This window comes from Nocardia sp. CWNU-33, assembly GCF_046764895.1.
GTDB lineage: Bacteria > Actinomycetota > Actinomycetes > Mycobacteriales > Mycobacteriaceae > Nocardia.
Genome location: NZ_JBKOQN010000002.1, coordinates 270,901 through 297,231 on the forward strand (window position 1 = coordinate 270,901; position 26,331 = coordinate 297,231).

24 protein-coding genes are annotated in these 26,331 nt (G+C 65.8%); 18 read left to right on the plus strand and 6 right to left on the minus strand.

The genetic code is table 11. From position 1 onward, the window contains the following. Window positions 1-36 precede the first annotated feature (36 nt). Window positions 37-3,633: a methionine synthase gene (metH, locus tag ACLMAL_RS03475; protein ID WP_411997732.1), complete on the plus strand. Its 3,597-nt coding sequence runs from the start codon at window positions 37-39 to the stop codon at window positions 3,631-3,633. Window positions 3,634-3,908: 275 nt separating this feature from the next. Further along, window positions 3,909-6,266: an arylsulfatase gene (locus ACLMAL_RS03480; RefSeq protein ID WP_411997733.1), complete on the plus strand. Its 2,358-nt coding sequence runs from the start codon at window positions 3,909-3,911 to the stop codon at window positions 6,264-6,266. 278 nt (window positions 6,267-6,544) lie between these two features. Here the strand turns inward: ACLMAL_RS03480 and ACLMAL_RS03485 are convergent, their stop codons facing one another. Both ACLMAL_RS03485 and ACLMAL_RS03490 read right to left on the minus strand, forming a co-directional pair. Next, the gene (locus ACLMAL_RS03485; protein WP_411997734.1) at window positions 6,545-7,483 is read right to left on the minus strand and encodes a formylglycine-generating enzyme family protein; all 939 of its coding nucleotides are present in this window, start codon (window positions 7,481-7,483) and stop codon (window positions 6,545-6,547) included. A 408-nt stretch (window positions 7,484-7,891) separates the two neighbouring features. Next, the gene (locus tag ACLMAL_RS03490) at window positions 7,892-8,527 is read right to left on the minus strand and encodes a winged helix-turn-helix transcriptional regulator (RefSeq protein WP_411997735.1); all 636 of its coding nucleotides are present in this window, start codon (window positions 8,525-8,527) and stop codon (window positions 7,892-7,894) included. A 403-nt stretch (window positions 8,528-8,930) separates the two neighbouring features. Between ACLMAL_RS03490 and ACLMAL_RS03495 the strand changes: the two genes are divergently transcribed. The 12 genes from ACLMAL_RS03495 to ACLMAL_RS03550 all read left to right on the plus strand — a co-directional run bounded on the left by ACLMAL_RS03495 (window position 8,931) and on the right by ACLMAL_RS03550 (window position 19,907). Beyond that, window positions 8,931-9,272, plus strand: a complete 342-nt coding sequence (locus ACLMAL_RS03495) for a hypothetical protein (RefSeq protein WP_406229769.1) — start codon at window positions 8,931-8,933, stop codon at window positions 9,270-9,272. Window positions 9,273-9,368: 96 nt separating this feature from the next. Further along, a complete protein-coding gene (locus tag ACLMAL_RS03500) occupies window positions 9,369-9,722 on the plus strand; it encodes a VOC family protein (RefSeq protein ID WP_411997736.1) in 354 nt (117 codons plus the stop codon). Between the two features lie 660 nt (window positions 9,723-10,382). Then, window positions 10,383-12,068 carry a serine/threonine-protein kinase gene (locus tag ACLMAL_RS03505; RefSeq protein WP_411997737.1) on the plus strand — a complete coding sequence of 562 codons (1,686 nt, stop codon included), beginning with the start codon at window positions 10,383-10,385 and terminating at the stop codon, window positions 12,066-12,068. A 67-nt stretch (window positions 12,069-12,135) separates the two neighbouring features. Next, a complete protein-coding gene (locus tag ACLMAL_RS03510; protein WP_411997896.1) occupies window positions 12,136-12,810 on the plus strand; it encodes an HAD family hydrolase in 675 nt (224 codons plus the stop codon). 191 nt (window positions 12,811-13,001) lie between these two features. Then, entirely contained in the window at window positions 13,002-13,865 is an 864-nt protein-coding gene (locus ACLMAL_RS03515; RefSeq protein ID WP_411997738.1) for an arpA protein, read from the plus strand. A 53-nt stretch (window positions 13,866-13,918) separates the two neighbouring features. Next, window positions 13,919-14,752, plus strand: a complete 834-nt coding sequence (locus ACLMAL_RS03520) for a class I SAM-dependent methyltransferase (RefSeq protein WP_411997739.1) — start codon at window positions 13,919-13,921, stop codon at window positions 14,750-14,752. Next, a complete protein-coding gene (locus ACLMAL_RS03525; protein ID WP_411997740.1) occupies window positions 14,749-16,563 on the plus strand; it encodes a choline/carnitine O-acyltransferase in 1,815 nt (604 codons plus the stop codon). The genes ACLMAL_RS03520 and ACLMAL_RS03525 overlap by 4 nt, the downstream gene beginning before the upstream one ends. Window positions 16,564-16,768: 205 nt before the next feature. Beyond that, complete coding sequence (locus ACLMAL_RS03530; RefSeq protein ID WP_040735712.1) at window positions 16,769-17,032, plus strand: phosphoribosyl-ATP diphosphatase; 264 nt, start codon at window positions 16,769-16,771, stop codon at window positions 17,030-17,032. Window positions 17,033-17,080: 48 nt separating this feature from the next. Continuing rightward, window positions 17,081-17,932 (plus strand): ATP phosphoribosyltransferase, encoded by an 852-nt coding sequence (gene hisG / locus ACLMAL_RS03535; protein WP_411997741.1) that lies wholly within the window; start codon window positions 17,081-17,083, stop codon window positions 17,930-17,932. Window positions 17,933-18,199: 267 nt separating this feature from the next. Continuing rightward, window positions 18,200-18,334, plus strand: coding sequence for a hypothetical protein (locus ACLMAL_RS03540; RefSeq protein WP_328400346.1), 135 nt, complete (start codon window positions 18,200-18,202; stop codon window positions 18,332-18,334). After that, window positions 18,334-19,584, plus strand: coding sequence for a YeiH family protein (locus ACLMAL_RS03545; protein ID WP_411997742.1), 1,251 nt, complete (start codon window positions 18,334-18,336; stop codon window positions 19,582-19,584). The genes ACLMAL_RS03540 and ACLMAL_RS03545 overlap by 1 nt, the downstream gene beginning before the upstream one ends. A 92-nt stretch (window positions 19,585-19,676) precedes the next feature. Then, window positions 19,677-19,907: a hypothetical protein gene (locus ACLMAL_RS03550; protein ID WP_411997743.1), complete on the plus strand. Its 231-nt coding sequence runs from the start codon at window positions 19,677-19,679 to the stop codon at window positions 19,905-19,907. A gap of 4 nt (window positions 19,908-19,911) precedes the next feature. On the opposite strand, the gene ACLMAL_RS03555 is transcribed toward ACLMAL_RS03550, so the two are convergent. Beyond that, window positions 19,912-20,823 carry a RecB family exonuclease gene (locus tag ACLMAL_RS03555; RefSeq protein WP_411997744.1) on the minus strand — a complete coding sequence of 304 codons (912 nt, stop codon included), beginning with the start codon at window positions 20,821-20,823 and terminating at the stop codon, window positions 19,912-19,914. A gap of 79 nt (window positions 20,824-20,902) precedes the next feature. Here ACLMAL_RS03555 and ACLMAL_RS03560 point away from each other — a divergent pair, with 79 nt between their 5' ends. After that, window positions 20,903-21,736: a tRNA (adenine-N1)-methyltransferase gene (locus ACLMAL_RS03560; RefSeq protein ID WP_328400352.1), complete on the plus strand. Its 834-nt coding sequence runs from the start codon at window positions 20,903-20,905 to the stop codon at window positions 21,734-21,736. Between the two features lie 84 nt (window positions 21,737-21,820). Here ACLMAL_RS03560 and ACLMAL_RS03565 read toward each other — a convergent pair whose 3' ends face one another. After that, window positions 21,821-22,333: a hypothetical protein gene (locus tag ACLMAL_RS03565; RefSeq protein WP_411997745.1), complete on the minus strand. Its 513-nt coding sequence runs from the start codon at window positions 22,331-22,333 to the stop codon at window positions 21,821-21,823. Window positions 22,334-22,447: 114 nt separating this feature from the next. Between ACLMAL_RS03565 and arc the strand changes: the two genes are divergently transcribed. Then, on the plus strand, window positions 22,448-24,274 hold the full coding sequence (gene arc, locus ACLMAL_RS03570; RefSeq protein WP_406229780.1) for a proteasome ATPase: 1,827 nt from the start codon (window positions 22,448-22,450) through the stop codon (window positions 24,272-24,274). Window positions 24,275-24,331: 57 nt separating this feature from the next. Here the strand turns inward: arc and ACLMAL_RS03575 are convergent, their stop codons facing one another. Both ACLMAL_RS03575 and ACLMAL_RS03580 read right to left on the minus strand, forming a co-directional pair. Continuing rightward, window positions 24,332-24,895, minus strand: a complete 564-nt coding sequence (locus ACLMAL_RS03575; protein ID WP_411997746.1) for an Lrp/AsnC family transcriptional regulator — start codon at window positions 24,893-24,895, stop codon at window positions 24,332-24,334. After that, window positions 24,792-25,643, minus strand: a complete 852-nt coding sequence (locus ACLMAL_RS03580) for an Lrp/AsnC family transcriptional regulator (RefSeq protein ID WP_411997747.1) — start codon at window positions 25,641-25,643, stop codon at window positions 24,792-24,794. The genes ACLMAL_RS03575 and ACLMAL_RS03580 overlap by 104 nt, the downstream gene beginning before the upstream one ends. On the opposite strand from ACLMAL_RS03580, the gene ACLMAL_RS03585 reads away from it, so the two are divergent. Further along, window positions 25,642-26,016, plus strand: coding sequence for a carboxylesterase family protein (locus ACLMAL_RS03585; RefSeq protein ID WP_411997748.1), 375 nt, complete (start codon window positions 25,642-25,644; stop codon window positions 26,014-26,016). The two genes, ACLMAL_RS03580 and ACLMAL_RS03585, sit on opposite strands and share 2 nt — an antisense overlap. Beyond that, a complete protein-coding gene (locus ACLMAL_RS03590) occupies window positions 26,013-26,330 on the plus strand; it encodes a GNAT family N-acetyltransferase (protein ID WP_411997749.1) in 318 nt (105 codons plus the stop codon). Before ACLMAL_RS03585 ends, ACLMAL_RS03590 begins: the two co-directional genes overlap by 4 nt. The last annotated feature ends 1 nt before the right edge of the window (window position 26,331 follow it).

The window sequence follows — 26,331 nt, forward strand, 5'->3', positions numbered from 1 at the left end:
TACGGGTTGTCGCACCTGCCCACTAGGCTTGAACCCATGTCTGCGTCCATTCCCGCTGAGTTCGATACCACGCTTCTCGACACGCTCAGCCGGCGTGTTGTGATCGGCGATGGCGCGATGGGCACCATGTTGCAGGCGTCGGATCTGACACTCGACGACTTCCGCGGGCTCGAGGGGTGTAACGAGATCCTCAACGACACTCGCCCGGATGTGCTGCGCGATATTCATCGCGCGTACTTCGAGGCGGGCGCCGACGCGGTCGAGACCAATACCTTCGGCTGCAATCTGCCGAATCTGGCCGACTACGACATCGCGGACCGAATTCGCGATCTGTCCGAGCGTGGGACCCGGCTCGCGCGCGAGGTCGCCGACGAGATGGGGCCGAGCGCCGACGGCACGCCGCGCTATGTGCTCGGGTCGATGGGGCCCGGCACCAAGCTGCCCACCCTGGGGCACGCCCCGTACGTCGCGCTGCGCGATGCCTACGGCGAGGCCGCACTCGGCATGCTCGACGGCGGCGCCGATGCCATTCTGATCGAGACCTGTCAGGACCTGCTGCAGGTCAAGGCCGCGGTGACCGGCAGCCAGCGCGCGATGGCGAAGCTGGGCAGGCGGATTCCGATCATCACCCACGTCACCGTGGAAACCACAGGAACCATGCTGGTCGGCAGCGAGATCGGCGCGGCGCTGAGCGCGCTGGAGCCGCTCGGCATCGACATGATCGGGTTGAACTGCGCGACCGGACCGGATGAGATGAGCGAGCATCTGCGCCATCTGTCCCGGCACGCGCAGGTGCCGGTGTCGGTGATGCCGAACGCGGGCCTGCCGATCCTCGGCGCGCACGGCGCGGAGTACCCGCTGACGCCCGAAGAATTGGCAATCGCGTTGCGCGGCTTCGTTTCCGAGTTCGGGCTCGCGCTGGTCGGCGGTTGCTGCGGCACCACGCCCGAGCACATCCGTCAGGTCACCGCGGCGGTGCGCGAGGTCGAACCGACGCTGCCACCCATCAATGCTCGCCGTACGCCAGTGCACGAGCCGAGTGTGTCGAGTATGTACACGGCGGTGCCGTTCGAGCAGGACGCCAGCATCTTGATGATCGGTGAGCGCACGAACGCCAACGGCTCCAAGGCTTTCCGCGAGGCGATGCTCGCAGAGGACTGGCAGAAGTGCTTGGACATCGCCAAGGATCAGACCCGCGACGGCGCCCACATGCTCGACCTGTGCGTCGACTACGTCGGCCGTGACGGCACCAAGGACATGGAGGCGCTGGCCAGCAGGCTGGCGACGGCATCGACACTGCCGATCATGCTCGACTCCACGGAAACACCGGTGCTGCAGGCCGGTTTGGAGCATCTCGGTGGCCGCTGCGCGGTGAACTCGGTGAACTACGAGGACGGCGACGGCCCGGATTCGCGCTTCCAGCAGACGATGAAGCTGGTCGCCGAGCACGGCGCCGCCGTGGTCGCGCTGACCATCGACGAGGAAGGCCAGGCCCGTACCGCCGAGACGAAGGTGGCGATTGCCGAGCGGCTCATTGCCGACATCACCGGCAACTGGGGTGTGCGCGAGAGCGACATCATCATCGACACGCTGACCTTCACCCTCGGTACCGGTCAGGAGGAGTCGCGCCGCGACGGCATCGAAACCATCGAGGCCATCCGGTTGCTCAAGAGCAAGCACCCCGAGGTGCAGACGACTCTCGGCCTGTCGAACATCTCCTTCGGCCTGAATCCCGCGGCCCGGCAGGTGCTGAACTCGGTGTTCATGCACGAATGTGTCCAGGCCGGACTGGATTCCGCGATCGTGCACGCCTCGAAGATCCTGCCGATGGCGCGCATCCCTGACGAGCAGCGCGAAACAGCACTGGATCTGGTGTACGACCGCCGCACCGAGGATTACGACCCGCTCCAGAAGCTGATGGGACTGTTCGAGGGGGTGTCGACGTCGTCCTCGCGCGCCTCGCGTGCCGAGGAACTGGCCGCGCTGCCGCTGTTCGAGCGCCTCGCCCGGCGCATCGTGGACGGCGAGCGCAACGGCATGGAAGACGATCTGAACGTGGCGATGCAAGAGGTGCCGCCGCTGCAGATCATCAACGAAACACTGCTGTCGGGCATGAAGACGGTCGGTGAGCTCTTCGGTTCCGGCCAGATGCAGCTGCCGTTCGTGCTGCAGTCGGCCGAAGTGATGAAGGCGGCTGTCGCGCACCTGGAGCCGCATATGGAGGCCACCGACGACAGCGGCAAGGGCCGCATCGTGCTGGCCACCGTCAAGGGCGATGTGCACGACATCGGCAAGAACCTGGTCGACATCATCCTGTCGAACAACGGCTACGAGGTGGTGAACCTCGGCATCAAGCAGCCCATCGCGACCATCCTGGACGCAGCCGTGGACAAGAAGGCCGACGTGATCGGCATGTCCGGGCTGCTGGTGAAGTCGACGGTGGTGATGAAGGAGAACCTCCAAGAGCTCAACTCCAAGGGTGTTGCCGAGCAGTTCCCCGTGCTGCTGGGTGGTGCGGCGCTGACCCGCGGCTATGTCGAGAACGACCTTACCGAGGTATACGAGGGCGACGTGCACTACGCCCGCGACGCGTTCGAAGGCCTGCGGCTGATGGACGACATCATGACCCGCAAGCGCGGCGGCGGTATCGACCCCGACAGCCCGGAGGCGATCGCGGAGCGCGAGAAGGCCGCCGAACGCAAGGCTCGCCACGAGCGTTCCAAGCGCATCGCTGAACAGCGCAAGGCGGTCGAGGTGCCGGTCGAGGTGCCCGCACGCTCGGATGTGGCCGCGGATCTGCCGGTGCCGGTGCCGCCGTTCTGGGGCACCCGCGTGGTGAAAGGTCTTTCACTGCAGGAATATTCGGGGCTGCTCGACGAGCGCGCGCTGTTCCTCGGCCAGTGGGGTCTGCGCGGCCAGCGCGGCGGCGAGGGGCCAGGCTATGAGGAACTGGTGGAGACCGAGGGTAGGCCGCGGCTGCGGTACTGGCTCGACCGGCTCAGCACCGAGAGCGTGCTGCAGCATGCCGCGGTGGTGTACGGATACTTCCCCGCCGTATCCGAGGGTGATGACGTCATCGTGCTGACCGAGCCGAGTCCGGATGCGCCGGAACGGTATCGGTTCACCTTCCCGCGTCAGCAGCGCGACCGCTTCCTCTGCATCGCCGACTTCATTCGCTCCGGCGAGCAGGCGAAGCAGACCGGCCAGGTGGACGTGCTGCCGTTCCAGCTGGTCACCATGGGCCAGCCGATCGCCGACTTCGCCAATGAACTGTTCGCTGCCGACAACTACCGCGACTACCTCGAGGTGCACGGCATCGGCGTGCAGCTCACCGAGGCGCTGGCCGAGTACTGGCACCGCCGCGTCCGCCAAGAGTTGGTTCTGGAAGGGCACTCGGTCGCCGAATCCGACCCGGCGGACGTGCAGGACTACTTCAAACTCGGCTACCGCGGCGCTCGCTACTCCTTCGGCTATGGCGCCTGCCCCGAATTGGAAGACCGCGCGAAGCTGGTGGACCTGCTGGAAGCCGGTCGCATCGGGGTGGTCCTCTCCGAAGAGTTGCAGTTGCATCCCGAGCAGTCGACCGACGCGTTCGTGCTGCTGCATCCAGAGGCGAAGTACTTCAACGCCTGATCTGCCCTACCGCTGCTGGGAGCACCGGATCGATCGGCTGCCGACTCGGTCACGTTCGCGCTCCAACCGATCGCTCTTGATCTTGATCAGGTTCTGGATCCGAGTGATCTTTTGTGCGGAGCTGTCGGCGGGTGCCGCACCGGTAGGAGTCGGCTCCAGCGGGCTTCGAGGTGGGTGCTGCTACGCACGTTTACCTGTGCTAACGGCCCTGTTCAAGTGGATTTGTCGGTGGTGTAGTGGACGAAGAGGGGGATCCCCCGTACGAGGAGCAGGCAATGGCCAAGCCATTCAGAGGTCTCGTCAATCTCGACATTCGCGACTCGATCCCCGACTGGGGACCGTACGAACAACCGAAGGCGCCACCGGGGTCGCCGAACGTGCTGTACATCGTGCTCGACGATGTAGGATTCGGCGCCCTGGGCTGCTATGGCGGCCCGATCGACACTCCGAACATCGACCGGATCGCGGCCAACGGTCTGCGCTACGGCCAGTGGCACACCACAGCGCTGTGTTCCCCGACCCGATCCTGCCTGCTGACCGGCCGCAACCACACCACCAACGGGATGGCGTGCATCAGTGAGGCGGCGGTCGGCTTCCCCGGTGCGAACGGGCACATCCCGCCGGAATGCGCCACCCTCGCCGAGGTCCTGGTCGAGCAAGGCTTTTCCACCGCGATGGTCGGCAAATGGCATCTGTGTGCCGAGGACGAGATGAATTTGGCGTCCACCAAAAGGAATTGGCCGATCGGCCGCGGATTCGAGCGCTTCTACGGCTTCCTCGGCGCCGAGACCAACCAGTGGTACCCCGACCTGGTCCACGACAACCATCCCGTCGAGCAGCCCGCCACCCCGGAGCAGGGCTACCACTTCAGTGTCGACATCACCGACAAGGCCCTCGACTACCTCGGAGACGTCAAGGCGATTGCACCGGACCGGCCGGTGTTCCTGTACTACGCGCCCGGCTGCGCCCACGCCCCGCATCAGGTGCCGCGCGAATGGGCAGACCGCTACCGCGGCCGGTTCGACGCCGGCTACGAGGCAATGCGGGAGCAGATCCTGGCGCGGCAGAAGGAGATGGGTCTGGTCCCCGCCGACACCGAGTTGCCGCCGCTGAACCCGATCGGCACTCCCGAGACTCGCACCGGCCCAGATGGGAAACCCTTCCCGGCATTGGACTACACCAAACCGTGGGACACGCTCTCCGACGACGAGAAACGTCTGTTCGCCCGGATGGCCGAGGTGTACGCGGGATTCGTCTCGCACTGCGACGATCAGATCGGTCGGCTGCTGAACTATCTCGAGGACATCGAGCAGCTCGACAACACCATCATCGTGGTGGTCTCCGACAACGGCGCCAGCGGCGAAGGCGGTCCCACCGGGTCGGTCAATGAGAACAAGTTCGCCAACGGTGTTCCGGACGATCTGGCCGAAAATCTCGCCAAACTGGACGAGCTGGGTGGCACCAAGACCTACAACCACTACCCGAACGGGTGGGCGATGGCCTTCAACACCCCGTTCAAGATGTGGAAACGCTACTCGTTCAACGGCGGTACCGCCGACCCGTGCATCTTCTCGTGGCCTGCGGGGATCGAAGCGCGCGGCGAGACCCGGGACCAGTACCACCACGCGATCGACGTGGTCCCGACGTTGTTGGACTGCATCGGCATCGAACTTCCGGACACGGTGAAGGGGTACACCCAGCACCCCCTGCAGGGTGTGAGCATGCGCTATAGCTTCGACGCCGCGAACATCCCCACCGCCAAGCGCACCCAGTTCTATTCGATGCTCGGCACCCGGGGTATCTGGCACGACGGCTGGAAGGCCGTCACCACCCATCCCGCGATCAGCGGCTGGGGCCACTTCCCGGAGGACACCTGGGAGCTCTACCACTGCCAGGTGGACCGATCGGAGCTTCGCGATCTCGCCGCCGAGGAGCCCGTGCGGCTCGCCGAGCTGGTTGGGTTGTGGTTCCACGAAGCCGGTGCGAACCAGGCGTTGCCGCTCGACGATCGCGCCGCCGTCGAGATCGTCACCACCCCGCGTCCGCAGCTCGCGCCGCCTCGAAACCGGTACGTCTACCGACCCGGTGGAGCCGAGGTGCCCGAGTCCGTCGCGGTCAACATCCGCAACCGTTCGTACTCGATCGGCGCGCTTGTTGACATCCCGGACCCGGGCTCGGCCGGGGTGCTGTTCTCCCATGGCGGCCGGTTCGGCGGGCACGCCCTGTATGTCAAGGACAATCGGCTGCACTACGTCTACAACTTCCTCGGCATCGAGGAGCAGAAGATCAGCGCGTCCGAGGACCTGCCGACCGGGGAGAACCTGATCCTGGCGGCCTCGTTCGAGAAGGACGGTGAGGATCCGCCCGGCACCGCGCACGGCGTCGTCAGCCTGTACTACGGTGACCGCAAAGTCGGTGACGGACGGATCAAAACCCAGGCCGGCAAGTTCAGTATCGCTGGCGAGGGTCTGCACGCCGGCCGCGACAGCGGGGAATCGGTCACCGACGACTACCCCGGATCCGCTCCATGGGCGTTCACCGGTGGCACCTTGAAACGGGTGGCGGTGGATGTCAGCGGCGAACCCTACGTCGACCTCGAACGCGAAGCCGTCGCCATGCTCTCGCGCGAATGACCGCTGCCCGACCTGGACAGACATGAATAGGACACACAGGCCGGTCGCCGCCCCTGCTGCGGCGGCGACCGTCCTGCTGTCCCTGTGGAGACTTGCCGCCCTCGGCCTTGCTTCGATATGTCTCTATCCCGGGCCGCTGGTGCGCGCTTGGCTGACGGCGACGATGCGGATCGCGGAGTTCAATTCGTCAGGTCCGATATCGCGGACTATCGGCACACTTCCGGAAACCGAAGCCGTCTGCTTCCGGGACCGAACCCGGGTAGAAAGGTTTCGGTCCATCACGGTCTGATGATGCATCGGAAGCCTATGTGACATGTGGAGGTCTCCTCGGTCTGGCCCTGACGCGCCGCAGGTCGATATCGCAGACAGTAGTTCGGCGCACACAGGTACGAGCCGCCTTTGATAACACGACGTGCGTATGGCTCGCCGGGCTCGGGCGTAGGCGCTACGGCCTGGCGTGGGTTGGCGGGAATGCAGCAGGCAGCTGCCGTTGCGCCGGTCTTCCCCGCCTCGGAGTGGTCGGCGGTGTAGTAGTCCACCGTCCACTCCCACACATTGCCCGCCATATCGCTGAGTCGATAGCCGTTCGACGGGAAGCGGCCCACCGGCGACGTGCCCGCGACGCCGTCCCCATTGAGGTTCTCCCAGGGAAACCGGCCCTGCCAGACATTGGCGGCGCGCCTGCCACCAGGTTCGTGCGTTGCGCCCCATACGAACGGTTGCCGGTCCAGGCCACCCCGGGCGGCGAATTCCCACTCTGCTTCGGTCGGCAGTTGCTTGCCGGCCCACTGGACGTAGGCCGAGGCGTCGAACCAGGACACTTGGGTGACCGGATGGCGTTGCCTTCCATCGAGACTGCTGCCGGGTCCCCGCGGATGGCGCCAATCCGCACCCGGCGTAAACGACCACCAGCGCCAGTAGTCATCGAGCGGCACCGGTCCTGGGGTGGGGGTGAACACCAAGGAACCGGGCACCAGCAACGACGGGTCTGCTTCCGGGTGTTGCGCCGGTTCTGGCGGTGTTTCTGCGGTGGTGACGTATCCGGTGTCCTTCATGAACCGCCGGAACTCCGCCACTGTCACCGGATGGGTATCCATCCAGAAACCATCCACGGTGGCCTGATGAACGGGACTTTCTTCCGGATAGAAGTTTTGGGATCCCATCCAGAAAGTCCCTCCCGGGATCCACTCCATGTTCTTCGGAGCCGTACGTGTCATAGAATTCAGCGTTTCATAGTTGGCTCCAGCACAGGAGGGATCCACGCGGTCGGTCGGCTTCATACCCTATTGCGACCAGTGCTTATTCGGTGAAGTCGCGCCGGGACCCGCGAGCAACTTTTTGTGTCGCAGCCATCGCTGGCGGTCGGCGTGGCGATGCACGCCAGAAGTCGGCGACGCCGAAGAATACGTAGATTCCGCGCGTCGGTCCGAGGTGGGAAAACACTGGGAGACAATTCATGCATCCCGATGGAGTCAGCGGTCGGTCGACTCGGCTCGCGATTAGACCACCTCTCACGTGGTGGTGGTACCGCCCCAGCCCTCGCTGTAGCACTGGCCCGCTACAAGAAACGCGCGAAATCAACCACATGAGACGCGGTCTCAGCGGGACTTTCGCAGATCTGGTCCTCAACCCCCGTATAGCAGCCGGTTGAGGGCCAGAAGGTCGCCCACAAAGGTGACGCTCCCTTCGGCGAGCGCAGCGGCGAGCGAGGCTGGATCGGCCAGCAGACTGCCGAGCGTCTTGGGGTCCGTACGAAGCGAGATGTCGGCCGTGGCAGGTTCACCGCTGTGCACCTGAACCTTTCCGGAGTCTGCGCAGACCGTCCAGACCGAGCCGTCGAGGTCGAGGCGACAAACGATAGGCGGCGCCGCCGGGTCGGGACGAGCGGCACCTCGCAGGAAGATCAGCACCGAGGTAGCGCTGAGTGAGGTGGGCTCCGTGGGGTTGGGGGCATCGATCCCCCAATCGCCAAGAGCTAGCACGATCGGTTCCAGTTTCCGGCCCCACTCTGTCAGTTCGTAGACCTGTGGGCCTGCCGTTGACGCCAGTTTGCGGCGACGGATCACCCCGTGACGTTCGAGTTCTCGAAGTCGATCGGCAAGCAGGTTCGAGCTGGCGTTAGGCAGAGCGTGCCGCAGCTCGGAGAAGCGTTGTGGCACCAAGAGCAGCTCCCGGACGACCAGCAGTGCCCACCGCTCCCCGACAACGTCGAGAGCCCGAGCTATCCCACATGAGTCCCGATAGCTACGGCTGGTCGGCATGACTACTCCCTCCTCGTCCACTCTGATTCGAAACTGCCACTCATGGTAGTTGCTTTTCGCAACTCTTTGCCGACGGCTCGTCGACAACGTCGAGAGCCCGAGCTATCCCACATGAGTCCTGATAGCTACGGCTGGTCGGCATGACTACTCCCTCCTCGTCCACTTTGATTCGAAACTGCCACTCATGACGGTTGTTTTTCACAACTCTTTGTGGTTATTGTTTAGCAGTCGGCCCGGCGGAGCCAGCGAGGTCAGGTGGCGACGATGGCGCTCGGCGGCGATCTGGCGCTCGGAAGGACAGATCCATGCGACAGCCAAGTGGCCCACTCCGAGATCATCGGACCGATCCGGCGGTGGAGCCGGCGTCAAGGTCGCGCAATAATCCGGCAAATAGGAGCCTGCAATGAGTATTTCGACCCCAGCCTCAGCTCAGAAGCCCCAGCATGCATCGATCGTGGATCCCGATGCGCACCAAGTCTTGTTCGAGAATGAACACGTTCGGGTGATCCATGCGCGCGCCTCGCACGGTTGGGAAAGTGCGATGCACTCGCACCCGCCGATGCTGGTGGTCAATCTCGGCTCCGGGCGACAGAAAGTGACCTGGGCGGATGGGACGACGCAGATCGTGGATCTGAACCCCGGTGCGGTCGTCTGGCAAGAAAACGCCTTCGATCACGCCTGGGAATTGCTGGCGGGCGAAGTGAACGTGATTCTCGTCGAGGTCAAGTCGGCATCCACGACATGAGACACGGTCTCGAATCCCACGCGTGAATCGGCAGCAGGCCCACCTCCGGGCCTGCTGCGTACTACCAGCACTCGCACACAAAAAGGAGATTCGCCAATGACCATCCCGAAACCCGGCAGCATCCTGCTCGGCACCACCCAGCCCGCGGTCCTGCGCGACTGGTACCGCAAGGCACTCGCGCCAGAGCACACGGGCGACGGACCGATCGATCTCGGAGGGTTTCTGCTAGTCATCGATCAACGGGACGACGTCGGCTCGAAAACCAACGAGCCGGGCCGGGTGATCCTCAACTTCCACGTCGACAATTTCGACGAGGTCGAGGAACAGCTGCAGACGGCGGGCGTGGATTGGATCGCCCCCCCCGAGGATCGCCCGTCCGGCCGCTTCGCGACGTTCGCCGACCCTGACGGAAACTATCTTCAGATCATCCAGTTCAAGCGGAACGGGTGAGCCTGGCCTCGGCCCACACATAAGCTCAGTGAGCGGAAAGAAGTACCCGCGCTGCGCGGGCCGGGCCGATGAGAAAGCTGTCCTGGCCCGCACGGTGATTGACGGCGGATAGTGGAACCGAGCATCGAGCCCGCCGTGATCAGCACCGGAAACTGTCGTAGCTTTCTGCCACCACGGAGGTCTCGCACTCCGGGTTGCCGGCCCGCCGACCCGGGCCGAAGCGGACCTTCGGCTGCTGCCGCGCCGCCGCCGTCGTCGGTGATCGGACCGAAGGGGACGGTGTGATTCTCAACGCATCGGATCCCGCAGGGTCGCAGCGCCGTTCGACTGGCTATTGCCGTGATTGCCTCGAAATATGCGATCGCGGTGCAGGTCCCGGCCGGTCGCGGGAAAATCCGTAGCCGGGGCGCGCCGGGCTGTTTTGCTGACAGGGCCTGCGGTGACCTGCGGAATCGCGGAAGATCGCGCGCGATGGTGGATGTATGTCAGTTGGGTATGACATTGTCGGAAGCATTGCAACTGCATCCGGAGCAGTCGGCGGATGCCGCCACCCTGCTGTATTCGGGTGCAATGTACTTCAGCGCGTAGGATTTTGGACGATTTCCGCTTACGCGCGGAGTGCTGGACGACTCGGCGGGCAAGTAGGAGGGGCACAACACCATGACCTCGGATCGTTTGATCGCGGGACGGTATCGGATCACGGATCCGATCGGTACCGGTGCGATGGGGGTTGTGTGGCGGGGGACCGACGTCCGATTGCGCCGTACCGTCGCGGTGAAGCAACTGCTGCTCGCACCGGGTCTGTCCCGGTCGGCCGCCATCGAGGCCAGGCTGCGGGCGATGCGGGAGGGGCGGATCGCGGCCCGTCTGCATCATCCCAATGCGATCACCGTTTTCGATGTCGCCGAAGAGGACGGCCAGCCGTGGCTGGTGATGGAGTACATGAACGCTCCGAGTCTGGCGGCCAAACTGTCCGGCAAGCGCACGCTCACGCCGATGGAGGTGGCCAAGATCGGCGCCCAGGCCGCCGGTGCACTGGCCGCCGCGCACGACGCGGGCATCATGCACCGGGACGTGAAACCGGCGAATCTGCTTGTCGGCGATGACGGGACGGTGAAGATCACCGACTTCGGCATCTCCCGCGCGGTCGGCGATGTAACTGTCACTGCGACCGGTTTCCTGGCGGGCACACCTGCCTACTTGGCGCCGGAGGTGGCGCGCGGCGAGAATCCTGAGTCGGCCTCCGACGTGTTCGCGCTCGGTTCCACCCTGTACGCGGCGGTCGAGGGTTCGCCACCGTTCGGCGAGGGCGACAACCCCTTGGCGGTGCTGCATGCGGTGGCGCGCGGGGAGATACCGCCGCCGAAGCAGGCCGGTGCGCTCGGACCGGTGCTGCTGCGGCTGCTCGCGCCGACGATCGATGCGCGCCCCACCATGCGCGAGGCGCAGGAGGCCATGGAAGCCGTTGCCGCGGGGCGTATCCCGGCCTTGGCGTCGGCACCGGCATCGACGAAGACGCTGCCTGCTCCAGGAGCGGACGCGACGACGGTGCTGGCCGCCCCCGGCTCCGACGGTGTCGCCGTAGCGGGCAATGCCGCCGGGGCCACCGAGATGATCTCCGCCGCCGCAGCGTCGGGCGCGCCTGCCGTCGCCGCACCGCCCGCGCTGCCGAGCCGCTCGGGTGGCACGCTGCCCGGCGGTTCCGGTGACGGTCGGTCGCGTGGGCGGTTGCTTGCCGTCACGGCTATCGCGGTCGTCGCGGTGCTCATCGTGGTCGGACTGATTGTGGCCTCGACCAACGGTGACGGCGCGGACGGCCCGACCGCCGCGCCGTCGACCGGTGCCGTCATCTCGGGCGCCGCGGAAAGCCCGGCGGACCCGTCGACGAACGCCATGGGACCAGCTCAGCAGGAGCCGTCCGCCGCATCGCAGGCGACGACTCCCGCTGCCTCCTCGGCGTCGGTCACGCCGAGCTCATCGGTCAAACCGACCACCACTCGACCGCCGGCTACCACCATCACCGCCACACCGTTCGGCCCGCCCACTGCCGAGCGGATCGCGCAATTCATCCAGGGCTACTACGGAATGCTGCCCGGCAATGTGGGCGCCGCGTGGTCCCAGTTGTCGCCCGCCTATCAGGCCCAGACCGGCGGCTACGACGCCTACGCCCGATTCTGGGGTTCGGTCCGCTCGGTGAGCGTGGGTGCCGTCACACCGAACGGTGAGAACCGAGCGGTCGCTTCGCTGACCTATAACCTGAAGGACGGCACGACTCCATCGGAGAACCGGTGGTTCCAGATCGCGTCGGACAATGGGCGACTGCTGATCGCGGCCTCTGGCACGTAGTCGGCGACACGAAGGAGACGTACCGCAGGTGACAGCGCGATCAGAACTGGCGGGTGTGCTGTGGGACATGGACGGCACGCTGCTGGATTCGGAGAAGCTGTGGGACATCGGTGTCCGTGAGCTGGCGCGCCGGCACGGCCACGAGATGACCCAGGACCTGCGGCACGCTTTGATCGGCGCTTCGGGCCCCGATGCGCTGCGCATCATGTTCGACGGCCTCGGCATCGAGCACACGGCCGCCGCTGTGCGCGCCGCGGGCGAGTTCCTGGAGCGGCGGGTGGCCGAGCTGATGACGGGCCCGATTCCGTGGCGTCCCGGCGCGAAAGACGCACTGGCTCTGGTGCGGACGGCGGGACTTGCCACGGCACTGGTCACCAACACCAAACGGTCGCTCACCGAATTCGGACTCGACACCCTCGGCCGTGACTTCTTCGACGAGTCGGTCTGCGGCGACGAGGTGGCCAACGGCAAGCCCGAACCCGACGTCTATCTGCGCGCCGCGGGGCTGCTCGGTGTCGACCCGCGCAACTGCGTCGCCATCGAGGATTCGCCGACCGGCGCACGTGCGGCCCAGGCCGCGGGCTGCGCGGTGATCGTGATCCCGTGCGAGATTCCGGTGCCGCAGCTGCCGGGCCGCGTCTTCCGTGATTCACTGGTCGGGTTGACTCTCGGCGATCTGCACGACGCATTGTGCGCGCGCGACGCGATCGCGGGTTCGGCAGAATCCGGCCATCGGCGTTGATCTTGTTCTGCGCCAAACAATTCGGTCGACGCCATTGTGACCGGCAGGTATGCGCCGCCGATGCCGGGCGAGTCTCAGTGAGAGTTACTGTGCCGCAACACAAATGAGTGCTGTTCGGGGGTGTGACCGTACTCACGGGCAATCTTTCCGAATCCCGGGCGTGTCTGCGAATGCTGCACCAAAATTACGCCATGGCAGCGACGGGAGTGCTGGATGAAATCGTCGATACGGCACGGTATTCGCTTGCGGATCCTGGAGGATCGTCCTGGCGGGATGTGGTGGCGCGGGCGCGCGCGGAATTGGCCGTGGTCGGCTGCACTGTGCTGCGGGAATTCATCCGGCCGGAGCTGATCGAGACGCTGCGCGCGCAGGGGGAGGCCATAGCGCCCGAGGCGTATTACGAGGTCGAGCGGGTGAATGCGTACAACATTCCGCTGGATACCGAACTGCCGGAAGACCATCCGGGACGGATCGTGCTAACCCGCGGAAATGCGTTCGTGCCGCGCGATCGGATCCCGGTCGACGCGCTGATCCACCGCCTCTACACCAGCGCGGTGTTCCAGCGGTTCGTCGCGGATTGTTTCGGGCTGGCCGAACTGCACGAATTCGCCGATCCGCTGGCCGGACTCTGTCTGAATGTCGTCGCGCCCGGAATGTCGCATCCGTGGCATTTCGACACCAACGAATTCACCGTCAGCATGCTGACGCAGCCCGCCGAGACGGGCGGTGTCTTCGAGTATTGCCCCAATATCCGCTCGACCGAGGCCGAGAACCTCGACGACGTGCGCGCCGTGCTCACCGGCGCGGGGGCACGGCTGATCCGGCGACTGGACTTGCGGCCCGGCGACCTGCAGCTGTTCAAGGGCCGCTTCTCGCTGCACCGGGTGTCGCCGGTCGAGGGCGGCACGCAACGACATTCGGCGATCTTCGCCTACACGAATCGTCCCGGTGTCATCGGCACCGTGGAGCGCACTCGCCAGCTGTTCGGGCGGGTGCTGCCCGACCACCTGGCCGCCGCGGCCGCCGCCGTCCGAGGCGACCGATTGCTCGACTGAGTACAACGACGCTGCCTGGGCAGTACATAGCTCGACCCGAGAGGAACGAACTAGTGTCAGTGCCGTTACACACGACCGGGAAAGCTTCCTTCGACGATATCTACACCCGTCCCGATCCCCGCGACTACTACGCTCGGATGGCCGAACTCGACTATCGGATTCCGGAACTGGCGAAACCGTTCTTCCAGCAACAGATTCGGGAGTATTGCGCCTCGGGGCGGGTGAGCACCCCGACGGTGCTCGACATCGGCTGCTCCTACGGCGTCAATGCGGCACTGCTGCGCCTGGACACCACCATCGGCGAACTCGCCGGGCACTACCGGCGGGCCGAAGGCGACCAGACCGCGCTGATCGCCCGCGATCGAGCCCGGCTGGCCGCGCAGGACCGGCTGCCCGATGTTCGCTTCATCGGCATGGATGTCGCTCACCCCGCCCTGTCCTACGCCAACGCCGCCGGATTCCTGCACGACACCGTGCACGCCGACCTGGAGACCACGGACCCGACCGAGCAGCAGCGAGCCATCCTGGCGACTGCGGATATCGTCGTGTCCACCGGCTGTGTCGGTTACGTGACCGAAAAAACATTGTCCCGGGTTGCGCTCGCGCACCCACACCGGCGGCCGTGGATGGCACACTTCGTCTTGCGCATGTTCAGCTTCGAGCCGATGGCCGCGGAGCTTGCCGCGCTCGGCTACCGCACCGAGCAGGCGCCCGGCATCTTCGAGCAACGCAGGTTCGCCTCCGACGCCGAACGCACGCAGGTGCTGAATACCCTGTCCGACAATGGCATCGACACCACCGATCACGAAACCGAAGGCTGGCTCTACGCCAACCTGTACCTCTCCCGCCCGCTGACCGAACACGCCGACCCCGAGGAACTGCATTGAGTCAACGCACCTTCGCCGCCGACGAACACCTGCCCCGGGTGCCGCTGCCGACGCTGGAGGACAGCTGCGCCCGATTCCTGGAATGGTGCGCACCGCTGCTGACCGCCGATGAAATCACCACCACCGAGGCGGCCGTCGCCGACCTGCTGCGCGCGGACGGCCCCGGCCGGACTCTGCACGCCGCACTGGCGGAATACGACGCGACCCCTGGCGTCGGGAGCTGGCTGGATCTGTTCTGGCCGTCGCGCTACCTCGGCAGGCGCGATCGAATCGCCTTGAACGCCAACTTCTTCTTCCTCTTCCGCGACGACACCCCGTTGGCCACCTCGACCGCTCCCGACCAGGTGGAGCGTGCGGCGGGGATCGTCGCGGCCGCCGTCGACTACAAGCTGGCGCTGGACGCCGAGGAGGTCCCGCCCGCCACCCAGCGTGGGCAGTTGCTGACGATGTGGCAGCACAAATACCTGTTCTCCGAGACGCGGATTCCCGGCGCGGAACAGGATTCCGTACGGGTGCCCTACAGCGCGGAATGGCCGGGGTCGTCGCAGGCCGGGCACATCGTCGTGTTCTTCCGCGGGAGCATGTTCCGGATGGATGTGATCGGGCCCGACGGCGCGCCCTACTCGCTCGACGACCTCGCCGACGGTCTGCGCGCGGTATTGAAGGCCGGTGCGCGCTCGGCCCGCACCGACACCGCGGTCGGGCATCTCACCACCAAAGCGCGCGCCGAATGGGCGGCGAGCAGACAAGAGTTGCGCGCCGAACCATCCAACATCGCGGCGCTGGACACCATCGAGACCGCATTGTTCTGCCTGTGTCTGGAGGACTTCACCCCACGCGACGAATTGCAGGCCTGCGATCAGCTGCTGCATGGCGACAGCGCCAACAGGTGGTTCGACAAGGCCGTGTCGTTCATTGTCTTCGGCGACGGGCAGGCCGGCATCAATATCGAGCACTGCGGGTTGGACGGCACCACCATCCTGTCGTTCGTGGACACGCTGCTGGAAAAGCCCGCGCAAGAGCATGCCGACCGGTCCGGCGCACAGCCGCAGGGGCTGCCCCCGGTCGAACCGATCGAGTTCGTGCTCGATGCTGCCCAGCGCAGCGATATCGCGGCGGCGGGTGCGGCCTTCGCTCGGTATGCGGCCGAGAATGCCACCACCACAGTCACTTTCGAGAACTTCGGCACCGCGCGGGCCAAGCAGCTCGGCATCTCGCCGGATGCCTTCGCGCAGTTGAGCTATCAGCTGGCCCACCGTCGCAGCAAAGGTGTCACCGGCGCCACCTACGAATCCATCGCGACGCGCCAATACCGCAACGGCCGCACCGAGGCGATGCGGGTAGTGACCCCACAGCTGGTGGCCTTCGTCGACGCCATGCAGGATCCCGCGACCGCTCCCGCCGACCGGGTGACCGCGGCACGGGCCGCGGCGACCGCACACGTCGAGCGGGCCAAACAGTGCCAGGCGGGGGACGCGCCCGAACAGCACCTCTGGGAGCTGCAGTGGATTCAACGCCGCCGCGGCGCCGAGCTCGGCGCCGAAGCGCCGATCCCGCTCTACGACAGCCCGGGCTGGACGATTCTGCGCGACGACTATCTGAGCACCAGCTCGGCGCCGTCGGTCAACATCCGCTACTTCGGATTCGGGTCCACCAGTCCTAAGTGCATCGGCGTCGCATACGTGCTGCTACCGGACCGGTGGAATCTGTACCTCGCGACGCCGCGCGCGGTCGCGAACGAGATGCATGCGTTCGCCGATCATCTGCGCACGGCTGTCGCTGATCTGGAGGCGCTGCTCTCGGGTGCGTGATCAGGCAGTTCCGATGCACCGGCCGTCGTGGTGGCGGCGGCCGGACATCATCGGTGGCATGTGCACGCGGATGACAGGTCCGGTTGGCCATTGCCGCCGGTGTCCTGCCGGGCAGGTAGTGGTCGGCGGGGATGAGCAGGTGGCGTAGTGGTGCGTGCGGACCGCAGCAACAGGCCCGCATGCGGGTCTGAAAGAATGACCTCTCGTGAAGAACTTCGAAACCCTGTTCGCCGAGCTCCAGGATCGTGCAGTCACCCGCCCCGAGGGGTCTGGGACTGTCGCTGCGCTGGACGCAGGCGTGCATAGCCAGGGCAAGAAGGTGCTCGAGGAAGCTGGTGAAGTGTGGCTCGCCGCCGAGCACGAGAGCGACGAGTCGCTCGCGGAGGAGATCTCGCAACTGCTCTACTGGGTCCAGGTGCTGATGGTCGGCCGCGGATTGAAGCTCGAAGACGTGTACCGACATCTGTGACGGTCGCCGGATTCCGTAGTTTCTCCCTTCCGAAAGGACACCCTCCCCATGCTGCGCGTCGCAGTCCCCAATAAAGGCGCCCTGTCCGAATCCGCCACCTCGATCCTGTCCGAGGCCGGCTACCGCAAGCGCACCGATTCCCGCGACCTGACCGTCCTCGATCCGGCCAACCAGGTGGAGTTCTTCTTCCTGCGACCCAAGGACATCGCCATCTACGTCGGGTCGGGCGAGCTCGACCTCGGCATCACCGGTCGCGACCTCGCGCTGGATTCCGGTGCCACCGTCCAGGAACGGCTCTCGCTCGGCTTCGGCCGCTCCACCTTCCGCTATGCCGCCCCGGCCGGTCGCGAATGGAAGGTCGAGGACCTCTACGACAAGCGCATCGCCACCTCCTACCCGAACCTGGTACTCAGCGATCTGCGTGCACGCGGCATCGAGGCCGAGGTGATCCGCCTCGACGGCGCGGTCGAGATCTCCATCCAGCTCGGCGTCGCCGACGCCATCGCCGATGTGGTCGGCTCCGGGCGCACGCTGCGTCAGCACAATCTGGTCGCGTTCGGTGAGACGCTGTGCGATTCGGAGGGCGTGCTGATCGAACGGACCGGCTCCGATCAGAAGGACCGCGCTCGCAACCAGCTCATCGCGCGCGTTCAGGGCGTGGTGTTCGCACAGCAGTACCTGATGCTGGATTACGACTGCCCGAAGGAGCTCCTGGACGCCGCGGTACAGATCACCCCGGGTCTGGAGTCGCCGACGGTCTCGCCGCTGACCGATCCCGGCTGGGTCGCCGTCCGTGCCCTGGTGCCGCGCAAACTGGGCAACGAGGTCATGGATCAGCTTGCCGAGTTGGGTGCCAAGGCGATTCTCGCCACCGATATCCGCTCCTGCCGCGCCTTCTGAGGCGCCTCGGCGGGTGGCGGGTGCTTTGTCTGGTCGTGTTTGCTGCCCGAGAATGGCCGATGCGCGCGATTTCATCGCTATGGCATCGGCCGTTCGGCGCGTCTGAGTTGCCGAGTGTTCGGGCGGCCGCGAGCGGGTGTCCTACCCATGAACACGGTCGGTTTGTCTTGTCCGGGTGATTAATTCACGTCGAGCGCAACCGGTGTGCTGCCTCGTCGAACGTTGCTACTGTGCGGCCTCTCGATGAGGAAACGCAAGGAGCACATCGTGTCACAGACACCGCCTGAGGAACGTTCGGGCAGCACATTCGCGTGGAGTGAGGACTGGCTGGCGGCAATTGTCGGACTCGCCCTCATTGCGCTGGTTCTCGTCGGCGTCATCCCGGATTGGCTGGTGCCGTGATGTCGGAGACCGATGCGAAAGTACCCGCGGTAGCCGAGGCTGACAATACGATCGACACCGAGCAGCCGGCGGCGACAACCGATGCCGCTGCGCAGTCGGACGTCGATGCTCCTGCGCGGTCGGACACCGATGTGCCAGTGCGGTCGGAAACCGCTGCGCTGCAGGCGATCGCCCGCCCGACGGTGACGGAGGTGGTGGTAGGCATTGCCGTCGTCATCCTGCTCGGTGCGCTGACCCGCTACTTCGACACCCATGTGCCGCGCTGGGCTGTCGACACTCCGCTGCAGCGGGTCGCCAGGTCGATCGAGTTCCCGGTCTACGCGATCGCCATCGGCCTGCTCGGCAATGGGGTACTCGCCGAACTCGACTTGCGCGAACGGCTTTCGGCCGGCTTCCGCACCGAGTTCTTCATCAAGACCGGTGTGGTACTGCTCGGCGCATCGATCAACCTGAAGATTCTGGTGACCGCCGCGGGTCCGTCGATCCTGCAGGCGCTGCTGCTGATCACCTCGGTGTTCGCCTTCACCTGGTGGCTCGGCGGTCGCCTCGGGCTCGACGACAAGCTGCGCGCCCTGCTGTCGTCCGCGGTGTCGATCTGCGGCGTCAGCGCGGCGATCGCGGCCGCGGGCGCGGTGCAGGCCCGACGTGAGCAGATCGCCTACGCCGCGTCGCTGGTGATCATTTTCGCGCTGCCCTCGATCTTCGTATTGCCGTGGCTCGCTGATGTTTTCGGGCTTTCCGACGCCGTGGCCGGAGCGTGGATCGGCGGCAATATCGACACCACCGCTGCCGTCGCCGCCTCCGGCGCTATCGCGGGGGAGAAGGCGTTACAGATCGCCACCATCGTGAAGACCACCCAGAACGCACTGATCGGCATTGTCGCGATCGCGCTGACCGCCTACTTCACCCTGCGGGTCGAGCGGAGCGCGGGCGCGGCGCGGCCGTCGCTCGGGCAGCTCTGGGAGCGGTTCCCGAAGTTCGTGATCGGCTTCGTGGCCGCCTCCGTCATCGGCACCCTCTACCTACAGTCGGTGGACAAGAAGGCCGGCGCGGCCCACATCGCGATCATCAACGACCTGCGCACCTGGTTTCTGATCTTCGCGTTCGTTTCCATCGGCCTGGAGTTCTCGCTGCGCGGCCTGCGCGAGGCGGGCTGGCGCCCGATTGTGGTCTTCGGTTCGGCTGTCGTGGTGAATCTTCTTGTCGGCCTCGGCCTTTCGGTGCTGCTGTTCCACAACTTCACGGTTTGACCGGCGCGTGCCGCATCCATGCGTTGGTGGGTGCGGCGCGGTGACCAGCGTCGATTGCTCACGAAATGTTAACGATTCGTTCCCGATACTGGATGACGAAAGTGTCGGAAGATGTCTGGGGCGCAGTGGTGCCACAGCGTTATGGCTATCGGAGGACAGTGATGGATATCGGCGTCGAAACGGCCGGCCCGTGGCGGAGAACTCGAAATATGCTGATCGCCGCGGGGGACGTGATGGGCGTGATGGTGCTGAGCGGGGCGGTGTACGTGCTCGGATCCCATGGCGGCGCGCTGGATGCGTTACTGGCGTTCCGCGCGAAGTAGTCGCTCACTCCGTGACCGCGTCGGCCAGCGTCTCATCCGCTGATTCGCGGGTGCCGCCATCCGGCCAGCCGGGGTACGGCGGGGGTGTGCCGCCGAATTCGGGGCATAGGTCTTTATAGGCACAGTAGCCGCAGAGCCAGCTGGTGTTCGGGCGGAAGTCGCCGGTGCGGCCCGCCTCGAGAATCGCCTGCCACAGCGCGGAGAGGGTGCGTTCGAAGCGCAGCAGCTCGTCCTCGTCGGGGGCGTAGGTGAGCAGCTGTTCGTCGGCCAGGTAGATCAGCCGTAGTTGGGTGGGCAGAATGCCGCGGGTGCGCAGCACGACCAGCGCGTAGAACTTCAGCTGGAACAGCGCCTTGGCCTCCTGTGCCACTCCCGGAGCGCGACCGGTCTTGTAGTCGACCACGCGAAGCTGACCGGTTGGCGCGACATCGATGCGATCGACGAAGCCGCGCAGCAGCACTCCGTCGTCGAGTTCGACCTCGACTCTCGACTCGCAGGATTCCGGGTCGAACCGGGTCGGATCTTCGAGCCGGTAGTACGTCTCGACGAGTGTGCGCACCTCGCCGAGGAATTCGGCAAGACCGCCGTCGGCCACGAGTTCGTCGATTTCGGGTTGTTGGGCGAGCACACGGGCCCAGGCCGGTTCGGCGAGCAGGGCGGCGCGCTCAGGGCTGCGCTCGGCCGCCGGAAGCCCGTAGAGGTCCTCCAGCACCGCATGCACAACCGTGCCGCGCACGGCGTTGCGTGACGGCGGCTCCGGGATCCGATCGATGGCGCGGAAGCGGTATTTCAGTGGGCACTGCTTGAAATCCATTGCCCGCGAAGGGGACAACGCCGGCCGGGAGCGATCTGGCATCGCTCCGGGCTCGGGCGCCGAATCGGCGTCGGCGGGGGGCGTGGTCACGGGCACTGGCATACCTGGCAGGCTATCCGGCGGTACCGACACGCCGGTGCCAACACTGTAGGACCGCATCGACCGATCGAAACGGAGATTCATGACGGCCAGACGGACCGGGCCATTCACCACCGGTGACCGGGTACAGCTGACCGATGCCAAAGGGCGCCTCTACACAGTGGTGCTGGAACCCGGTAAGGAGTTCCACACGCATCGCGGCGGGATCAAGCACGACAGCCTGATCGGCGCCGACGAGGGCACGGTGGTCAACTCGACGAACGGCACGCCCTATCTCGCGCTGCGCCCGCTGCTGGTCGATTACGTGCTGTCGATGCCGCGCGGCGCCGCGGTCATCTACCCCAAAGACGCCGCGCAGATCGTGCACGAGGGCGATATGTTCCCCGGCGCGCGGGTGTTGGAGGCCGGAGCAGGCTCCGGCGCGCTCACATGTTCGCTACTTCGCGCGGTCGGTCCGCAGGGTGAAGTTATCTCCTACGAGATCCGCGATGACCATGCCGAGCACGCCGTACGCAATGTCGAGACGTTCTTCGGCGAACGTCCGGCTAACTGGTCGCTGACCGTCGCCGACGTCGCGGCCTATGACGGCCCGCCGGTCGATCGCGTCGTGCTCGACATGCTCGCCCCATGGGATGCGCTGCCCGCGGTGAGCCAGGCGCTGGTGCCCGGCGGTGTGCTGATCGTCTATGTGGCCACCGTCACACAGCTGTCGAAAGTTGTGGAGGCCTTGCGTGAACAGGAGTGCTGGACCGAGCCGCGCTCATGGGAATCGATGGTGCGTGGCTGGCATGTCGTCGGTCTTGCGGTTCGGCCGGAACATCGCATGCAGGGCCACACCGCCTTCCTGGTGAGTGCACGGCGACTGGCCGAGGGCACCGTCACGCCGAAGCCGCAGCGCAGGCCGTCCAAGGGCTGATGTAGCGAGCGCAACATGACCGATCGAACACAGACCGCCCTCGTCCCGTCGTTTCGGGCGAGGGCGGCCTCGGGTCCGTGCCCGCTACGACGTGCAGGGTGCCTGGGCGAAGCCCAGCATGGTGCAGGCGGTGGCATCGGAGAGCTTCCACTTGCCATCGACGTGTTCCCAGGTCATCGGCATGGCCGGGGCAGCTCCGTGCGGGGAGGTGATGACGACCTGTGCGGTCGCGGTGGTGCCTTCGACCTTGACGTCGGTGACGGCGAAGGTCAGCGCACCGTAGCCGGCGAGCGCCTGATTCATCTGATCGATATTGGCGGTGCGCTTGTCGCCGTTGACGATGAGCGCGGTCTTCTCGGCGGTCGACTTGGCCGGATCGGCGACCAGCATCAGGGTGGCCTTCAGCTCGTCCGCCGTCGGTGCGGTCGCGGTGCCGTGCGCACCGTGATCGGCGCTGGTGGCCAACACGCTGGTGGTTGTCGCCGTTGCGGTGTCGGACTTGTCGTCGGAGCCGCAGGCGGTGAGCCCGAGGGTAACGGTGACGGCCGCTGCGGCGGTAGCCACGGAAACGCGCAGTGTCCTGGCGGGAAGGAGCATCGTCAGCAACCTTTCAGTTCAGTCGGCGGAGTAGGTCGCCGGAAGCAGGTTAGGGCAGGCTAACATGGTTCGTTCGGCCGCTGACCGCAGCCTAGATGTGATCACGACGAAACCATGTCGGAAAGCGAGAACAGTTCGCGCCCGGTAGCGTTGATAGACCGGGACTGGGAGGAGCAGCACATGAGCCCCATCGAGAATTCGGATTCGGCGGCCTGGAGAGAGCTCGAGGCGGTACGCGCCGAAGCGGCTGCACTCCGAAGGCAACTTGCCGATTCGCCGGATCACGCGCGGGAATTGGAAGCCCGCATCGATTCGCTGACCATTCGCAACGGCAAGCTGATGGACACGCTCAAGGAAGCGCGTCAGCAGCTCGTCGCGTTGCGTGAGGAAGTCGATCGGCTGGGTCAGCCACCGAGCGGATACGGCGTTCTGATCGGCGTGTACGAGGATCAGACGGTCGACGTGTTCACTTCGGGTCGCAAGATGCGGTTGACGTGTTCACCGAACATCGACACCACGACCCTCGAATACGGCCAGACCGTCCGCCTCAACGAGGCGCTGACGGTTGTCGAGGCGAACTACTTCGACAAGGTCGGCGAGATCGGTACCCTGCGCGAGATCCTCGACGACGGCCGCCGGGCCCTAGTCGTCGGCCACGCCGATGAAGAGCGCGTGGTGTGGTTGGCGGGTCCGCTTGCCAAGGTCGCCGAGGTCGACGATATCGACGACCCCGATTCGCCCATTCGCAAGCTGCGCCCTGGCGACTCGCTATTGGTGGATACCAAGGCGGGCTTCGCCTTTGAGCGCATTCCCAAGGCCGAGGTCGAAGACCTCGTGCTGGAGGAGGTGCCCGATGTCGGCTACACCGATATCGGTGGCCTCGGTCGCCAGATCGAGCAGATCCGCGACGCGGTGGAACTGCCCTTCCTGCACAAGGAGCTGTTCCGTGAGTATGCGCTGCGCCCGCCCAAGGGCGTGCTGCTCTACGGTCCGCCCGGCTGCGGCAAGACGCTGATCGCGAAGGCGGTGGCCAACTCGCTGGCCAAGAAGATCGCCGAGTCCCGTGGTGAAGATGCCAAGGAAGCCAAGTCGTTCTTCCTCAACATCAAGGGCCCCGAGCTGCTGAACAAGTTCGTGGGTGAGACCGAGCGGCACATCAGGATCATCTTCCAGCGGGCACGGGAGAAGGCGTCCGAAGGCACGCCGGTGATCGTGTTCTTCGACGAGATGGACTCGATCTTCCGCACCCGCGGATCGGGCGTGTCCTCCGATGTGGAGACCACGGTCGTGCCGCAGTTGCTGTCGGAGATCGACGGTGTCGAGGGCCTCGAGAATGTCATCGTGATCGGCGCTTCCAACCGCGAGGACATGATCGACCCCGCGATCCTGCGACCGGGTCGTCTCGATGTCAAGATCAAGATCGAGCGGCCGGACGCGGAATCGGCGCAGGACATCTTCTCGAAGTACCTGACCGAGTTCCTGCCGCTGCACCAGGACGATCTCGCCGAGTTCGACGGCGACAAGGCCAAGTGCATCCGCGCGATGATCGAACGGGTCGTCGACCGGATGTACGCCGAGAGTGAGGACAACCGCTTCCTAGAGGTCACCTACGCCAACGGTGACAAGGAAGTCCTGTACTTCAAGGACTTCAACTCCGGCGCCATGATCCAGAACATCGTGGACCGCTCCAAGAAGTACGCCATCAAGGCGGTGCTCGACACCGGCAGCCCGGGTCTGCGCATCCAGCATCTCTACGATTCGATCGTGGACGAGTTCTCTGAGAACGAGGACCTGCCCAACACCACGAATCCCGATGACTGGGCTCGTATTTCGGGTAAGAAGGGCGAGCGGATCGTCTACATCCGCACGCTGGTGACAGGCAAGAACGCCTCGGCCAGTCGCGCGATCGACACCGAGTCGAATACGGGTCAGTACCTGTAGGTTCGAGACCGAGGGCCGCGCTTTCCATGGGAAGCGCGGCCTTTTGGTGTGTGGCGATCAGTGCCGGGGCGCGGTGCGTTTGGCGTAGGAGGTGACCGGTGTCGCTTCCATGCGTTCGATGCCGTTCAGTGCGCTGATCCGGTCGGTCAGGTAGGTGGCGAGGGCGGCCGAATCTCGCAGGACCGTGATGACTATCAGGTTGTGTACACCGGTCATCGCGCCGATGAACGCCGCTTCATTGTCGGCGGCCAGCGCGCGAGCGACGTCGATCAGATGTGTCGGCGCCACGGTGAGCCAGAGCACGCACTGTGTCGAGTAGCCGAACACCATGGGCTCGACCTCGACCTCGAGCCGCAGCACCTGGGCACGCCGCAGTTCTTCCAGACGGCGTCGGACCGCGGATTCCGACCAGCCGAGCCTGCGTGCCAGGTCGGGGTAGGTGGCTCGGCCGTCCACCGCGAGCGCCGGGACCAGCGCCCGGTCGAGATCGATCGGGGAGACCGGGGCGGCCTCGTCCTCATGTGGCGGCCGCAGCGCATCGATCTGAGACCCCGTGAGCGCCGAGGTGCGGCCATGCCAACGGCCGTCCATCAGTTGGGCCAGCAGTTGTTGCGCGGACACGTCGCGAACCTGTGGGTGGCGTGCGAGCGCTGCCAGCGGCAACGCCCCACCGTCGGGGACACGAAAGGCAGGCGATCTCCGTGCCGCTCGACATCGTGGTGACCCAGGCGGTGTCGGGGCGCCGGGCCAGTGCACGGGCCAGGACGTCGGTCCCGTGCGGGAGCACGCGCATGCGCACCACCCACTCGGCCGCTCCGGATAGGTCGCTGTCGGTCGCGCTGGTCACCCGCAGCTTTCCCGCGGCGCGCAGCCGTTCGTAGCGTCGGGCGACGGTGCGGTCGGAGACGCCGAGTATTTCGGCGATCCTGCTGAACGACGCGCGCCCGTCGATCTGCAGAGCGTGCAGTAGCTGCAAGTCGAGGTTGTCGAGCGGGTGGTGCGTGTCCGATTCCACCAGTCCAGGGTAGGTGAGTGTCGGATACCGGCGTAGCGCCCCGTGCTGAGGTCCCAGCGGCCGCCGCGATCGCAGAATCGGCCTATGACATACAGCATCAACGCCTTTCACCACACCGGAATTGTGACGCGCGACCTCGACGGACTGGAACGCACGTACCGCTCCTTCGGCTTCACCGCGAGCCCGCGTTCTCGCCACCTGCTCAGCGAGCGGCCGGGCGAGCCGCCGCAACCGGGGTGCACGGCCAATGCGTGCCGGTTCCGCCGTTCCAACTCGTCGCCGACGGCACGATGGTCGCCGCCGATTTGGCCGAGGCGATCGGGCGGGGCGACGCGGACGGGTCGAGATCCTCATGGGCACAACGCGCGACGAGGCGGCAGCGTTCTTTGCCGGCGATGGGAATGCCGTGGAGACCGTGACAGACCGGATGTTTCACGAGCCGACGCGGCAGCTGGCGAAGTCGCTCACCGACCGGGGCGAGCCACCGTGGCTGTACCGCTTCGATTGGCATCCCGGCGCCAGTCCGTTCGGTGCCTGCCATGGCATCGAGCTGCCGTTTCCGCTCGGCGAGGCGATGGCCTGGCGACGTGCGCCGATGCTCAACGGTGTACGCCCGGCCGGCCTCGTCGCCGGGGTCCGCGCCGGCTGGACCCGCTTCGTCCGACACGGTGATCCGGGCTGGGCGCGCGGCACAACCCACCACTTCGCAGGTCGAGCCGTCCAGTGAACGGTGGCTTCGGCACTCGAATTCTGGCGGGAAAGGCAATAGGCGACACCCTCGCGCGCAGCCACCCGCCCGAGCCGCACTGGTACCTCGCGGCGATCGGCAGCGACTCGCAGGTCCGTGGAGCCGGGTACGGGCGAGCGCTGATGCAACATCGCCTGGACCAATGCGACGCCGACCAGCACCCGGTTTACCTGGAATCCAGCCATTCGGACAACGTTCCCTACTGCGAGCGTTTCGGCTTCGAAGTCGTCAACCGGGTTGCGCTGGCCGACGGCGGCCCGACGTTGTGGGCGATGTGGCGGAACTCGTACTGAC

What these genes read in the sequence shown, in the direction of transcription:
- ACLMAL_RS03480 (WP_411997733.1), top strand. Translation starts at nt 3,909, where the DNA reads ATGGCCAAGCCATTCAGAGGTCTCGTCAATCTCGACATTCGCGACTCG.
- ACLMAL_RS03555 (WP_411997744.1), bottom strand. Translation starts at nt 20,823, where the DNA reads ATGCCAGTGCCCGTGACCACGCCCCCCGCCGACGCCGATTCGGCGCCC.
- hisG (WP_411997741.1), top strand. Translation starts at nt 17,081, where the DNA reads ATGCTGCGCGTCGCAGTCCCCAATAAAGGCGCCCTGTCCGAATCCGCC.
- ACLMAL_RS03495 (WP_406229769.1), top strand. Translation starts at nt 8,931, where the DNA reads ATGAGTATTTCGACCCCAGCCTCAGCTCAGAAGCCCCAGCATGCATCG.
- ACLMAL_RS03485 (WP_411997734.1), bottom strand. Translation starts at nt 7,483, where the DNA reads ATGACACGTACGGCTCCGAAGAACATGGAGTGGATCCCGGGAGGGACT.
- metH (WP_411997732.1), top strand. Translation starts at nt 37, where the DNA reads ATGTCTGCGTCCATTCCCGCTGAGTTCGATACCACGCTTCTCGACACG.
- arc (WP_406229780.1), top strand. Translation starts at nt 22,448, where the DNA reads ATGTCGGAAAGCGAGAACAGTTCGCGCCCGGTAGCGTTGATAGACCGG.
- ACLMAL_RS03545 (WP_411997742.1), top strand. Translation starts at nt 18,334, where the DNA reads ATGTCGGAGACCGATGCGAAAGTACCCGCGGTAGCCGAGGCTGACAAT.
- ACLMAL_RS03585 (WP_411997748.1), top strand. Translation starts at nt 25,642, where the DNA reads ATGGGCACAACGCGCGACGAGGCGGCAGCGTTCTTTGCCGGCGATGGG.
- ACLMAL_RS03565 (WP_411997745.1), bottom strand. Translation starts at nt 22,333, where the DNA reads ATGCTCCTTCCCGCCAGGACACTGCGCGTTTCCGTGGCTACCGCCGCA.
- ACLMAL_RS03500 (WP_411997736.1), top strand. Translation starts at nt 9,369, where the DNA reads ATGACCATCCCGAAACCCGGCAGCATCCTGCTCGGCACCACCCAGCCC.
- ACLMAL_RS03515 (WP_411997738.1), top strand. Translation starts at nt 13,002, where the DNA reads ATGGCAGCGACGGGAGTGCTGGATGAAATCGTCGATACGGCACGGTAT.
- ACLMAL_RS03510 (WP_411997896.1), top strand. Translation starts at nt 12,136, where the DNA reads ATGGACGGCACGCTGCTGGATTCGGAGAAGCTGTGGGACATCGGTGTC.
- ACLMAL_RS03490 (WP_411997735.1), bottom strand. Translation starts at nt 8,527, where the DNA reads ATGCCGACCAGCCGTAGCTATCGGGACTCATGTGGGATAGCTCGGGCT.
- ACLMAL_RS03580 (WP_411997747.1), bottom strand. Translation starts at nt 25,643, where the DNA reads ATGAGGATCTCGACCCGTCCGCGTCGCCCCGCCCGATCGCCTCGGCCA.
- ACLMAL_RS03505 (WP_411997737.1), top strand. Translation starts at nt 10,383, where the DNA reads ATGACCTCGGATCGTTTGATCGCGGGACGGTATCGGATCACGGATCCG.
- ACLMAL_RS03550 (WP_411997743.1), top strand. Translation starts at nt 19,677, where the DNA reads ATGACGAAAGTGTCGGAAGATGTCTGGGGCGCAGTGGTGCCACAGCGT.
- ACLMAL_RS03560 (WP_328400352.1), top strand. Translation starts at nt 20,903, where the DNA reads ATGACGGCCAGACGGACCGGGCCATTCACCACCGGTGACCGGGTACAG.